This window comes from Streptomyces sp. NPDC059169 (assembly GCF_042755225.1).
Classification (GTDB): domain Bacteria; phylum Actinomycetota; class Actinomycetes; order Streptomycetales; family Streptomycetaceae; genus Streptomyces.
Map to the genome: position 1 here is coordinate 69,688 of NZ_JBHZCF010000024.1, position 12,030 is coordinate 81,717.

Annotated in this window: 11 protein-coding genes; 5 read left to right on the forward strand and 6 right to left on the reverse strand. The window is 70.4% G+C overall.

Annotated features, from left to right (window positions below; all coding sequences use genetic code 11):
* The first annotated feature begins 9 nt into the window (after positions 1–9).
* A complete protein-coding gene (locus ACFXOM_RS32510; protein ID WP_384949070.1) occupies positions 10–738 on the forward strand; it encodes a GntR family transcriptional regulator in 729 nt (242 codons plus the stop codon).
* Between the two features lie 247 nt (positions 739–985).
* On the opposite strand, the gene ACFXOM_RS32515 is transcribed toward ACFXOM_RS32510, so the two are convergent.
* A complete protein-coding gene (locus tag ACFXOM_RS32515) occupies positions 986–1,576 on the reverse strand; it encodes a TetR/AcrR family transcriptional regulator (RefSeq protein ID WP_384928821.1) in 591 nt (196 codons plus the stop codon).
* A 240-nt stretch (positions 1,577–1,816) separates the two neighbouring features.
* On the opposite strand from ACFXOM_RS32515, the gene ACFXOM_RS32520 reads away from it, so the two are divergent.
* Together ACFXOM_RS32520 and ACFXOM_RS32525 are read left to right on the forward strand one after the other, a co-directional pair.
* Positions 1,817–2,764 (forward strand): alpha/beta hydrolase family protein, encoded by a 948-nt coding sequence (locus tag ACFXOM_RS32520; protein ID WP_384949073.1) that lies wholly within the window; start codon positions 1,817–1,819, stop codon positions 2,762–2,764.
* Positions 2,765–2,846: 82 nt separating this feature from the next.
* Positions 2,847–3,893 (forward strand): alpha/beta hydrolase family protein, encoded by a 1,047-nt coding sequence (locus tag ACFXOM_RS32525; protein WP_384928816.1) that lies wholly within the window; start codon positions 2,847–2,849, stop codon positions 3,891–3,893.
* 473 nt (positions 3,894–4,366) lie between these two features.
* Here ACFXOM_RS32525 and ACFXOM_RS32530 read toward each other — a convergent pair whose 3' ends face one another.
* Positions 4,367–5,248, reverse strand: coding sequence for an RNA polymerase sigma factor SigF (locus ACFXOM_RS32530; RefSeq protein ID WP_384928813.1), 882 nt, complete (start codon positions 5,246–5,248; stop codon positions 4,367–4,369).
* 369 nt (positions 5,249–5,617) lie between these two features.
* Between ACFXOM_RS32530 and htpX the strand changes: the two genes are divergently transcribed.
* Entirely contained in the window at positions 5,618–6,538 is a 921-nt protein-coding gene (gene htpX / locus ACFXOM_RS32535; protein WP_384928810.1) for a zinc metalloprotease HtpX, read from the forward strand.
* A 56-nt stretch (positions 6,539–6,594) separates the two neighbouring features.
* Positions 6,595–7,215, forward strand: a complete 621-nt coding sequence (locus tag ACFXOM_RS32540) for a hypothetical protein (protein WP_384947208.1) — start codon at positions 6,595–6,597, stop codon at positions 7,213–7,215.
* A gap of 86 nt (positions 7,216–7,301) precedes the next feature.
* Here the strand turns inward: ACFXOM_RS32540 and ACFXOM_RS32545 are convergent, their stop codons facing one another.
* The 4 genes from ACFXOM_RS32545 to ACFXOM_RS32560 form a co-directional block, all read right to left on the reverse strand.
* On the reverse strand, positions 7,302–8,537 hold the full coding sequence (locus tag ACFXOM_RS32545; RefSeq protein ID WP_384928807.1) for a cytochrome P450: 1,236 nt from the start codon (positions 8,535–8,537) through the stop codon (positions 7,302–7,304).
* A gap of 208 nt (positions 8,538–8,745) precedes the next feature.
* Complete coding sequence (locus ACFXOM_RS32550; RefSeq protein ID WP_384947205.1) at positions 8,746–9,384, reverse strand: TetR/AcrR family transcriptional regulator; 639 nt, start codon at positions 9,382–9,384, stop codon at positions 8,746–8,748.
* A 60-nt stretch (positions 9,385–9,444) separates the two neighbouring features.
* Positions 9,445–11,508: a discoidin domain-containing protein gene (locus tag ACFXOM_RS32555; protein WP_385040868.1), complete on the reverse strand. Its 2,064-nt coding sequence runs from the start codon at positions 11,506–11,508 to the stop codon at positions 9,445–9,447.
* Positions 11,509–11,811: 303 nt separating this feature from the next.
* Entirely contained in the window at positions 11,812–11,973 is a 162-nt protein-coding gene (locus ACFXOM_RS32560) for a hypothetical protein (protein ID WP_385040871.1), read from the reverse strand.
* Between the last annotated feature and the right edge of the window lie 57 nt (positions 11,974–12,030).

The following is a 12,030-nucleotide window of genomic DNA, read 5'->3' on the forward strand; positions in this document are numbered from 1 at the left end:
GCTGAGCCCATGACTGGCACGACGACGCCGGCTTCCCCCGGGAAGCAGATGCTCTCCGAGCAGGTCCACGCACAGTTGCGGGACGTGATCATGCGCGGGGGTTACGCCCCTGGTGACGCCCTCAAGCCGCAGGACCTCGCCAAGGAGCGGGGCGTGAGCTTGGCCGTCGTGCGCGAGGCGCTCGTCCGGCTGGTCGGCGAAGGGCTCGCCGACCGGCTGCCCAACCGCGGATTCGCCGTCCCGTCCTTCTCCGACCGCCGCTGGCAGGAGATCGCGGAAGCGCGCCGGGTCATCGAACCGGTCGTCCTGCGCATGTCCATCGAGCGCGGTGACGTCGACTGGGAGGCCCGCGTGCGGGCCGCCCACCATCGGCTGGTTCGCACCCCGGCGCACGTGCCGGAGGAGGGCGAGTACTACAGCGGCGCCTGGTCCGAGGCGCACCGGGACTTCCACCGCACGCTGCTGGAGGGGTGTGGCAATCCCACCCTGCTGGAGACCTTCGACCGGTTGTGGACCGCGAGCGAGCTGGCTCGCCGTTGGTCGGCCCATCGCAACCCCGGCCGGGACGGCGTGAAGGAACACCGCTTGCTGGAGGAGGCGGTGCTGGCTCGCGACGCCGACACCGCGGCCGCGGTGCTGGCTCGGCATCTCACCCTGACGGCGGCTGCCCTGAGCGACGATTCAGGTCGGGTCCAGGCCCGGTGCCCCAACCCCGGTGCCCTGGGCCCTGACCGGTAGGCCCCAACGTCCTCGCTCGCGTGGACGCCTGTGTGTGCGCCCTCCCACTCCCGGCAGCCGTACCCGGGTCGGTGATCGCGGCCGTCGTCCTCGTCCCGGATCGGCCGGGAGCGCCGTGGAGGCGGTTGCTCGGGCTGCCCCGGAGTCCGGCGGGGGAGGGGAGGGGACGGGCCGGCGCTTCGAGGGGGAGGCCGGTCGCGGCTGGCCGCTGCGGCTCGGCAGGCGCCGGTCCTGCGTGAGCGACGTGTCAGCCCGGTTGGCGCAGCCCGGCGACGAGGAGCGCGACCAGTCGGCGCGGGTCGTAGCGCGGGTCGCTCTCGGCCCCGATGCAGAGGTTTCCGATGCCGCGCATGAGCTGGTAGGCGTCGAGGTTGCAGGGGATCTCGCCCGAGGCGCGGGCGGCGTCGAGGAGTTGGGCGCACACCGGCAGGAGGCGGTCGAGGAAGTAGGCGTGGAGCCTCTCGAAGCCCGTGCCCTCCCCCTGCATCGCGGCCGCCAGACCGTGCTTGGTGACGAGGAAGTCGACGAAGAGGTCGACCCAGCGCGCCAGGGCGGTGTGGGGAGTGGGGCCCGCCGCCAGCAGGGTCGGGCCGGCCTCGGCACAGGCGTCGACCTGGTGGCGGTAGACGGCGACGACGAGGTCCGCCCGGGTGGGGAAGTGGCGGTAGATCGTGGCCACCCCGACGCCGGCCGCGGTCGCGATGTCGCGTACCGGCGCCTCCACGCCCGAGGTGACGAAGACCGAGGCGGCCGCGTCCAGCAGGGCCTCCTGGTTGCGCCGGGCGTCCTTGCGCTTGGACCTGGCTGAGCTTCCCGGGCTCCGGTCGTCGTCGTTCACCGCAGCACTCCTTCCACGTCCCACCTTGCAAAGCGGAACATGGTTCCGTATTGTATGTGGAACAAAGTTCCGTTTCAGTCATGATGGCAGACCGGCACGTCAGGGGCCAACCTCCGGCGTCAGCACGTTCCGTCCGGAACCGGAACGGCCACGCCCCGGTGCCGCTGCGGATCCGCATGAGAATCGCTCCTCGTCCCACCGAACCCAAGAGTGCGCAAGCACCCGACGGAAGGCACCTCCATGTCCGAATCCACGACCGCGCCCACGGATCCGCAGCAGACCGCGGATGCGCCCACCAGGGTGATATCGGCGCGGCCCGTCGTCCTGTCCGCACCGGGCCGCGGTGATGACCTCCAGGTCCGCGTGTCCGCCCCTGCGACCGGCACCGGCCTGCCCGTCATCGTCTTCTCGCACGGCTTCGGCTGGTCGATGGACGGCTACGCCCCACTGGCCGACTACTGGGCCGCCCACGGTTTCGTGGTCATCCAGCCCACCCACCTCGACTCCCGCACCCTCGGCATCCCCGCCGAAGACCCCCGTACACCACGGATCTGGCGCATCCGCATAGAGGACCTCACGCGTGTGCTGGACGGGCTCGACGTCGCGGAGGCCTCCGTGCCCGGCCTGGCCGGCCGCCTCGACCGCGACCGCATCGCCGTGGCCGGGCACTCCTGGGGAGCACAGTCGGCGAGCGCCCTGCTGGGCGCACGCGTCCTCGACTCCGACGGCACGCCGGGCGAGGACATGTCCGACCCCCGCGTCACAGCGGGCGTGCTGCTCGCCCTGACCGGCCTGGGGGACGACCTGGTCCCGTTCGCCGCCGAGAACTTCCCCTTCATGAAGCCCTCGTTCGAGACGATGACCGCCCCGGCCTTCATCATCGCCGGGGACCACGACCAGTCCCACCTGTCCACCCGCGGACCGGACTGGTTCACCGACCCCTACGCCCACAGTCCGGGCGACAAGGTCCTGCTCACCCTGTTCGGCGCGGAGCACTCCCTCGGCGGCATCCCCGGATACGAGGTCGCCGAGACCACCGACGCCAGCCCCGCACGGGTCGCCCTGATCCAGCAGCTCACCACCGCCTACCTGCGCAGCACCCTGTACGGCGAAGACGCCGCCTGGCACGCGGCGACCACTGCACTGGGGGAGGACCCTCACCCACTCGGCACGTTGAAGAGCAAGTAGTGCACCCGACCAACCGCCCCCGCCCCTCGCTGCCCGGCACCGGCCGGGCGGCGGCACACCCAGGAGACGAGGAAGCAGCCCCATGAGCGCGTCCACCGACAACACGCCCGCAGCCGGCCCGCCCGCTCCCGTCCTGTCGTACAGTCCGGTGGTCCTCACCGTCCCCGGACGGCCCGTCGACCTGCAGGTGCGCGTCACCGCACCCGCGACGGGGACCGGTCTGCCCGTCATCCTCCTTTCCCACGGGCACGGCCCGTCGAACAACCTCTCCTCCCTGAACGGCTACGGACCGATCGCCAACCCCTGGGCCGCCCTCGGTTTCGTGGTCATCCAGCCCACCCACCTCAACTCCAGGACCCTGGCAGGCGAGCTGGCCGACCTGCCCGGGGCACCCTTCTTCTGGCGTTCGCGGGTCGGGGACATGACGCACGTCCTCGACCGGCTCGACGCGATCGAGAAGGCCGTGCCGCAGCTCGCCGGCCGGCTCGACCGCGACCGGGTCGCCGTCGCCGGACACTCCCTCGGCGGTTTCACCGCGAGCCAGCTGCTGGGCGCCCGGATCGACGACCCCGACACCGGGCAGCAGGTCGACCTCATCGAGCCCCGCATCACGGCCGGCGTGCTGCTCGCCGCACCCGGCAGGGGCGGCGAGATCCTGAACGGGTCCATGGCCGACAAGACCCCGTTCTTCCGGACCACGGACTTCTCCACGATGAGCACACCCGCGCTCGTCGTCGCCGGCGACAAGGACGACCCGCGGCACTTCACCGACATGGGTCCGGCCTGGCACGTCGACCCCTACGTCCTCGCCCCCGGCCCCAAGGACCTGCTCACCCTGTTCGGCGCGGAGCACGGACTCGGCGGGATCGCCGGGTACGACGCCGCCGAGACCACTGATGAGAACCCCGGGCTGGTCGCCACGCTCGCACGGCTGACCGCGGCCTACCTCCACGCCCGGCTCCACTCCGGCGACACCGCGTGGCAGGAGGCGCGCGAGGCGCTGGTGACCGGACCTCACCCGGTCGGGCGCGTCGAATCCAAGGAGTCCGCTGCCGACCACGGCATCCCCGGACACGGCAAGGACCAGGGAGTCGTGGAAGACCACCGCGTGCGTGAACAGGAAGCGTGAGGCGCACGCCTCGGGCGCCGTCGTCCTCTCCGCATCGGCGACCCGCCGGTACCTGGCCCGTCGCCGACCGGTCACCGGGCGGCCGTCCGTCGGGGGAACGCGGCTGTGCGCAGAGCGCGTCAGGCCCTGCGCGCGCCCGGGGGCCAGGACCACGTGAACCGTACGGCCGAGGCGCCGTGCGTGCGCAACGGCGTCCGTGGTCCCTCCCCGTCCAGGGGCCGGCTCACCGTCCCACGCTGCGATCAGCACCTCGCACTGCTCCGCGGCCCGCGCGTGCCGGTCCCCCGCGGAAAACGTGCGAGACGGGGATTCCGGGACCGGTGGGGCCTGTTGCGGTGAGGGGGTGCGTGGGTGCGGCGTAACAGGCAGCGATGGCGCGGCGAAGTCTGCACTCGGCGAATCCCACAGCCCGCAGGCCGGGGGCGCCCCGCGGAGTGACGCTGACCGGGTCCCGGAACGAGGAGGGAGGACCTTCAGCGCGTGGCGCCGTCGAGGAATCCCAGTCCCGCGCGCAGCCGCGCGATGATGCGTGCCAGCAGGCGCGAGACGTGCATTTGGGAGACGCCCAGGCGTTCCCCGATCTCGCCCTGGGTGAGTTCCTCGACGAACCGCAGGTGCAGGAGCTGTCGGTCGCGCTCGGACAGTGCGGCGATCAGGGGTGCCAGGGAGTTGAAGTCCTCGATGAGCTCGAGGGCGGGTTCCTCCTCGCCGAGGAAGTCGGCGAGAGCCGCCTCGCCGTCCTGGGCGGCGTCGCCGCTCAGCGCCGCGTCGAGCGAGGAGGGGGCGTAGGCGTTCGACGCCTTGCGGGCCTCGACGACCTCCGCCTCGGGCAGGGACATCAGCTCGGACAGTTCCTTCACGGTGGGCGTGCGGCCGAGGCGGCTCCTCAGCTCGTCCGTGGCCTTGGCCAGTTCCACCCGGGCTTCCTGGAGGCGTCGCGGGACGTGCACGGCCCAGCTGGTGTCACGGAAGAAGCGCTTGATCTCGCCGACGATGTAGGGGACCGCGAAGGTCGTGAACTCCACTTCGCGGGAGAGGTCGAACCGGTCGATGGCCTTGATCAGCCCGATGGTGCCGACCTGCACGATGTCGTCCATCTCGTCCGCGCCGCGGCTGCGGAAGCGGCCGGACGCGTACCGGACCAGGGAGAGGTTCATCTCGATCAGGGTGTTCCGCACGTACTGGTACTCGTGGCTGCCCTCCTCCAGGGTCGCCAGACGGGCGAAGAACTGCCGCGACAGCTCGCGCGCGTCCCGGGGCGTCACCTTCAGGGGGTCCTCGATCACGGAGGGTGCGGAGGGGAGGGGTGCCGTCGTCTGCTGCGCGGCGGACTTCGCTGTGATCGCGGCTGCCATGTCGTGCCCCTTCTGCCCCGTACGACCCCTGGTGTAGGAGATGCGCCTACCCAGGGCGCTGGGATGCACTCCTCGCTCACGGAGGCACAAGGGTGATCGGCCGGCCCGGGTGCTCGCGAAGGGTCCGCGGGGTGACCGTCCCGGATGGTGAGAGCGCGCGGACGCATGGCGGACGCCCGCGACTCGCAGCAGCCCGACCTGTGCCTATTCCTTTCCGTAGCGGGGTGGGCACGCGAATTCCCCGTGGTGTCGACCGCCTCATCGCCCTCGCGCGGGGCGTCAGGGTTCCGGGCCCGTGGCGCGGGTACAGAACGGTTGCACAAGGAAAAAAGCGACAGTGTCGCTTCGAAGCGTCAGGAGGGTGTTCCGATGTCGGGAGCCCGTTCTCCTTCCCGGTACGTCGTGGACAAGGGGCTCACCACCCGCATGGTGACCACGATGTTCCTGATCGGCCTGCTGTACGTGGTCTTCGTCGGAGTCCTGCTGGTCGTTCTCCGGGGCTCCTGGCCCTTCGTCCTGCTCCTGGTGGGCACCCTGTTCGTGGCCCAGTTCTGGTTCAGCGACCGCATCGCGGCCTACAGCATGGGCGCCCGAGAGGTCACTCCCGAGGAGGCTCCCGAGCTGCACGGTGCCGTGGACCGCATCTGCGCCCTCGCCGACATGCCCAAGCCGCGCGTGGCGATCGCCCACAGCGACGTGCCGAACGCCTTCGCCACCGGCCGCAACGAGCGCACGGCCCTCGTCTGCGCCACGACCGGTCTGCTGCGCCGCCTGGAACCGGAGGAACTCGAAGGCGTCCTTGCGCACGAGCTCTCGCACGTCGCCCACCGCGACGTCTTCGTCATGACCATCGCCTCCTTCCTCGGAGTCCTCGCCGGCATGATGACCCGCATCGCGATCTGGGGCGGCTTCAGCAGGGCGGGGCAGAGCCGCGACAGCAACACCGCGATAGCGATGCTCGTGATCCCCTTGATCAGTGCTGCCGTGTACGTCATCGGGTTCCTGCTCACCATGCTGCTCTCGCGCTACCGGGAGCTCTCGGCGGACCGGGCGGCAGCCCTGCTGACCGGGCGCCCGTCGGCACTGGCCTCGGCCCTCACCAAAGTGACCGGCCAGATGGCACGGATCCCCACCGAGGACCTGCGGAAGGCGGAGCCGTTCAACGCCCTCTGGTTCGCCCCGGCGTTCTCCTCCAAGGAGAGCCTCAGCAGGCTGCTGTCCTCGCACCCGACCCTGGAGCAGCGCCTGGAGCAGCTCGGCAGGCTCTCGACCCAGATCGGCACCCGCTGACGAGGCAACGACGAGGCAACCGGCTCGGTGACACGAAGACAGGGAGAAGTGCACCCGTGGGACTCCTCGACGTCATCCTCGGTCGGAGCAAACCCGTGCGCCCGGACCTCGACCAACTGTTCGGCCTTCCCGCAGCCGCGATCACCCTCCAGGCGGCGACCGGATTCACACCGACAGGCGCCGGGTCGGTCTGCTTCGCCAGCGTCGAGGGCGGAGCCTTCGCGCGACTCCGTGGCGAGGTGCGGGAACTGCTGGACGCGGACACCCACCGCGGCGGCGTGCCGGTCGACATCAGCCGGGACGCCTACGGGTACACCTGGCTCCTCGCACGCCACCCCGCCGACGACACGGCCGCTCTGGTCAACGACCTCCATGCCGTCAACACGGCCCTCGAGGAGGCCGGGTTCGGCCCGCAGCTGCTCTGCTCCCTCGTCGGCTTCCGCGACGCGACGGCTGACCGTGCCCTGGCCCTGGTCTACCTCTACAAACGGGGCACGTTCTACCCGTTCGCGCCCCTCCCCGGAGCGACGGAACGGCGGGACAACGCACTGGAACTCGAGGTGAGGGCGCTGCTGACGGACGACCTCCGGTTGGAGACGGACCTGAGCCGGTGGTTCCCGGTGTGGGGTGCGCCGGGGCTCGGCGGTGCGCCGGGTGCCGGTGGGGGCGCGGACTGAACCCGTCCGGTCCGGGACCGCGGGGCCGTTGCGCCGGGACCGGCCGTCCCGGCCCTCGCGGAGGGACGCCTGCGGGCCGGGACGTCTCAGGCCCGGATGTCGTCGCAGGTGACGAGCAGATGCCGGGGTCCGCGCAGGACGGCGTTCTGGCGGTACTCCGGCGGGTCCTCCAGAAGCCTCGGGTTGACCAGTCGGCGTGCGAGCTCGCTCAGCGCGATCTGCACCTCCAGACGGGCGAGCGGCGCGCCGAAGCAGCTGTGGATCCCGCTGCCGAAGCCCAGGTGCTCGATGTCCTTGCGGTCCGGGTCGAAGGTGTCCGGGGCGGTGAAGCGTCGCGGGTCACGGTTCCCGGCAGCGACCACGAGCCAGAGCGGTACCCCCTTGGGGATGGTGACGCCCGCGACCTCGATGTCGGTCAGGGGCGTGCGGTTCGGGATCAACTGCACCGGAGGTTCGAAGCGCAGCAGTTCCTCCACGATGGGGACGGCCAGCCCCGGTTCGTTCCGCAGCCGTTCGAGCACCTGGGGGTTGCGCAGCAGGGTGAGCATCCCGTTGGTGATGAGGTTGACGGTCGTTTCGTGGCCGGCGATCAGCAGCAGGGCGGCGGTGCTGAGCACCTCCATCGTCGTCATCGAGCCGTCGACACCGTGGTCACCGGTCATCAGGTCGGAGAGCATGTCGTCGGCCGGGTCCTTGCGGCGTTCCTCGGCCAATTCGGCGAGGTACATGCCCAGCTGCATCTGGGCGTCGTGGGTGGCCTTGTTCCGCTCGGTGGGGTCCTGTCCGGGCATGGGGTCCAGGCTGGCGGCGAGGGTGTCGGCCCAGGTGTGGAAGCGGGCCTCGTCCTCCCGGGGGACGCCCAGCAGCCGGCAGATCATGGTGACGGGGAACGGGTAGGAGAACTGTTCGACCAGGTCGATGCGTTCGGTGTTCCCGAGTCCGTCGATGAGGCCGGAGACGATGCCGCCGAGGTCCCCGCGCATGTCGTGGATGCGGCGCGGGCTGTGCGGGGGCCCGAAGGAGCTGTTCGTCATGCGGCGCAGCCGGTCGTGTTCCGGCGGGTCCAGTCGGATGAAGGGGGGCGGCAGCGTGGTGTCGTCCCCCTCGGCGTCCGTCAGTCCGTACTTGTCCTCCGTCGTCCGCTTGCGGCGGTCGGAGCTGACCCGGGGGTCGTGCAGGAGCCCCTGCACCTCCCAGTAGGTGCTCACGGCGTAGGCGCCGTCCTCTTCGATCACCGGCGTCTTGCGGAGCTGCTCGTACAGGGGGTAAGGGTTCGCGCGGCTTTCGTAGTCGAGGATCTGCCGCAGGAGCGTGTGAGTCATGACGGGTCCTTGCTGGTCGCTCGCGTCACAGCCGCGTCTGTCCCGTCAAGCGTGGGGTACCCGAAGCCGGCCCGCGAATCGGGGCGTCACGAAGGGTGACGCTCGGGTCGGGCGTGCCGGAGTGGACGGGTCACGCACCGCTCCGGGACGGGCGCCACCGGCGCCTCGCCGGGCGCCGCCGACCGGGGTCGTGCGTGCGGGGCCGGGCTCAGCCGCGCGTCCGCGCATCGGTACCCGGGGCCAGCGGACGGGTGACCTCCCCCGCCAGGCCGACGACCTGGTCGACGATCGTGTCCAGCACGGCCGCCGCGGCGGTGTCGTCACCGAGCACCAGGAAGTTCAGGGTGAGACCGTCGGTCATCACGGCCAGGTAGCGGGCGAGCACGGGGACCGGCACCCGGGGCTCGAACGCCATGCTGTACCGGAGTTGCTCGATGAGCTCGGCGTACGTCTCGGAGTAGAGCGTGTACTGCCGTCGCGCCAGGTGCTCGAAGCCCGGCTGGCGCAGTGCGTACTGCGTGAGCTCGTACGTGAGCATGTGCTCACCGGGATGGGCGGACACGTGGTCCCAGTAAGCTCGGAATCCGGCCCTGATGGTCTCTCTGAGGGTGGCTTTCGGGCGGATCGCCTCCTTCACCACTGCGCGGGAGTGGTCCGTGATCGTCGAGATGACGGACTCGAGCAGGGCTTGCTTGGAGTCGAAGCAGTAGTGGAAGACGCTCAGCGAGACATCCGCCTCGGCGGCGATGGACCGGGTCGTCGTCCGCGCGACGCCGTCGCGGGTCATCGCCCGGATCGCTGCTTCGATCAACTGTCGGCGCCGCTCGGCCGACGGCATCCGTGACATGTGGTTCCCTCCGGTTTCGTGCCGTGCCGTCCCGGCCCCGTGGTCGTTCCGTCAGTGCCGTCAGCTGCTGAAGACGCCGACTTCCCGGAGGGAGTAGCCCCATTTGGTCCCGCGTTCCAGCCCGTGGACGCGCACGTAGCGGGCCGTCGTGCCGGGGAACTGCGTGGTGTCCAGGCCGCCGTCGGCGGCGGACGTGGACCACACGGACCGCCAGTTCGTGCCGTCGTCCGAGACCTCGATGCGGTACGCCTTGGCGTACGCGCGCTCCCATTCGAGCGTGACGCGCCTGATCGGTTTCGGTGCGCCGAGGTCGATGCGCAGCCACTGGTCGTCGCTCCAGCCGCTCGCCCAGCGGGTCTTCGTATTGCCGTCCACGGCCCGGTCGGGCTTGTAGCTGGTGAACAGGCTCCACTCCGACGAACTGGCGGTGGCGGAGGCACCGGAGGCGAGGTTCACCCCGGCCTTGTGGTCTTCGGATGCCTTCCAGGTGTGCAGGTAGGACTCGGCACCCTTGAAGAGGTCATCGATGACGCCCTTGCCGCCGACCAGCCGGACGTCCTCCAGCCAGTCCGGGACCAGGCCGTAGTGCGCGGCACCGTCGGTGTTGACGTCCCACGTGCGTTCCCCGGTCGTCTGCCTGTCGATCACGGAGGCGCCGTCGGCGCTGTGGAAGGGGTACCGGACCGGGTTCGGGGTGTCCGTTCCGCGCGGTCCCGGCCAGCTGCCGACGCCGTTCATGTCGGTGCCGTACCCGTAGCCGACCTGGTACTTGTCGCGCAGCGCCTTCGTGCGCCGGGCTTCCGCGCTGAAGCCTTCGGAACCGTGCATGTACTGGGCGATGAACCCCCCGAGACGGTAGACGCGCTCGGTCCAGTTGAGGTCCATCCAGCTGTGCGAGGAGATCACGCCGGGGTACGACTCCGACTCGAGGACGTCGAGGAGGCGGCCCGCGGCCTTGACGCTCATGTGGTCGATCTCGAGCATCATCTTGCGCTTCATCATGCCGCGGACGGCGTACTCGCCGAGCGCGGTGAGACCGCGGGTGTTGCACCGCGCGCCGGAGGCGTAGGAGGGGACCTTCACGCCCGGCGGGAGCTTCTTCTCCGCTTCGGGGGCCGCGGCGAGCCCGATCGGGTTGTCGGCCTGCGGTCCCGTGCACTGCTCGGTCTTCCAGAAGGTGCCGGTCGACAGGAACTGGCCGACGTTGACGGCGGTGCCGATGCTGCCCGAGTCGAACCGGACCCCGCAGAGGGCGTTGTCGAACTTGTGGCAGAGGAACATGCTCCGCACGCCCAGTGCGTGCAGCTCGTCCAGACCGCGGTCGATGTCCTCCTTGCTGCACTGTGCGATGTCGAGGATCTGCTTGCAGCCGAACGGTTCGGATGTCTCCACCCCGAGCACCACGGCCAACTTGCCCTGTTCGATGACCTCCCGGGCCTGGGCGGAGTCGGTGACGATCCTGAACCAGCCCTTGCCGGGGCCGCCGTACATCGCGTCGATGTAGTCCTGCATCTCGTACGTCTTCCGTGCCTGCAGGCGCAGCGACGTCATCTCGTCGCAGCTGCGGTCCTTGAAGAAGTACACCGAGCAGATGACCCCGTTGGTGACGAGGTCGTTGACGAGCACGCGCTGGCCGCCGCGCCAGGCCCGCTCGACCCAGGCGTAGTAGTTCTGCTGGTGGGTCTGCGAGTCGTGGGCGGGCCAGTCCTTGAACGTCGGCCATCCGTTGGGGTCGTGCTTGCCGTCCCCGCCCTTGGTGATGAAGTCGAAGACGGCGAGCGAGCCGTCCGGGTAGTGCTCGGGGCAGTCCTTGAGTGCGTCGGCGATTCCCGCTGGCGAGAAGGTCTTGCCGCAGATCAGCCGGCCGCCGAAGGCTTCATTGGACATCAGGTGATCGTGTGCGTCCACGAAGCCCCGTACGTGCCCCTGGGCGTCGGTGCCTTTGAACGGCTCGCCCGTCACGTTGATCTGTGAGTCGGGAGCGGGCCGCGCGGTCGGGATCCACCATCCGGTTCCGGCCGAGGAGCTGGAGGCGGTGCCCAGCATCAGGGCCATCACGGTGAGCAGTAACGGCAGGACCGCGAGCGGCCTACGTCTGAGGTGCCGATGTCGAGTCATGGTCATCACTCATGTCTTCGGGTGAGCGGACGATGCGGTCGAGGAGCCGGGGCCGTCCGTGGGCACGACCTCCCCCGAAGGGATTGTCATGGCCTGGTAAACGGTCGCGATGAGGATCGCGACTCTCCCATGCGGAGTCAATAGTCCGGGACGGACGACCTGATGAGGCGAAGGATCTCCCCAACTCGCCCACAGGAAGTCCTGATGGAGGTCGACCGGTTCCGCCGGACGCCGGGGGAGTAGTGCTCGGCCGACCGCACGCGGCCGGGCCGCCTCGGCGACCCGGTCCGCGTCACCACGGGTTGGCGGTCACGGCAGCGGGATGGTGCGGAGCGCCCGTCCTCCCGGTGCGGTCGGCGGCGGGATCTCCGGCAGTCCCTTGTCCGCCGACCCGGCCGGGGCGTCCGCCCCCACCGGAGTCGACGTCATGGGACGTGCCGCGGTGCAACCCTGCTTCTCCGACTCGGACATGGGACCGGTGCGCTGCAGCACACGGTCCGGAACCGCCCGGGACGGCCCGTCGACGAC

What these genes read in the sequence shown, in the direction of transcription:
- htpX (WP_384928810.1), top strand. Translation starts at nt 5,618, where the DNA reads ATGTCGGGAGCCCGTTCTCCTTCCCGGTACGTCGTGGACAAGGGGCTC.
- ACFXOM_RS32560 (WP_385040871.1), bottom strand. Translation starts at nt 11,973, where the DNA reads ATGTCCGAGTCGGAGAAGCAGGGTTGCACCGCGGCACGTCCCATGACG.
- ACFXOM_RS32510 (WP_384949070.1), top strand. Translation starts at nt 10, where the DNA reads ATGACTGGCACGACGACGCCGGCTTCCCCCGGGAAGCAGATGCTCTCC.
- ACFXOM_RS32555 (WP_385040868.1), bottom strand. Translation starts at nt 11,508, where the DNA reads ATGACCATGACTCGACATCGGCACCTCAGACGTAGGCCGCTCGCGGTC.
- ACFXOM_RS32545 (WP_384928807.1), bottom strand. Translation starts at nt 8,537, where the DNA reads ATGACTCACACGCTCCTGCGGCAGATCCTCGACTACGAAAGCCGCGCG.
- ACFXOM_RS32530 (WP_384928813.1), bottom strand. Translation starts at nt 5,248, where the DNA reads ATGGCAGCCGCGATCACAGCGAAGTCCGCCGCGCAGCAGACGACGGCA.
- ACFXOM_RS32520 (WP_384949073.1), top strand. Translation starts at nt 1,817, where the DNA reads ATGTCCGAATCCACGACCGCGCCCACGGATCCGCAGCAGACCGCGGAT.
- ACFXOM_RS32525 (WP_384928816.1), top strand. Translation starts at nt 2,847, where the DNA reads ATGAGCGCGTCCACCGACAACACGCCCGCAGCCGGCCCGCCCGCTCCC.
- ACFXOM_RS32550 (WP_384947205.1), bottom strand. Translation starts at nt 9,384, where the DNA reads ATGTCACGGATGCCGTCGGCCGAGCGGCGCCGACAGTTGATCGAAGCA.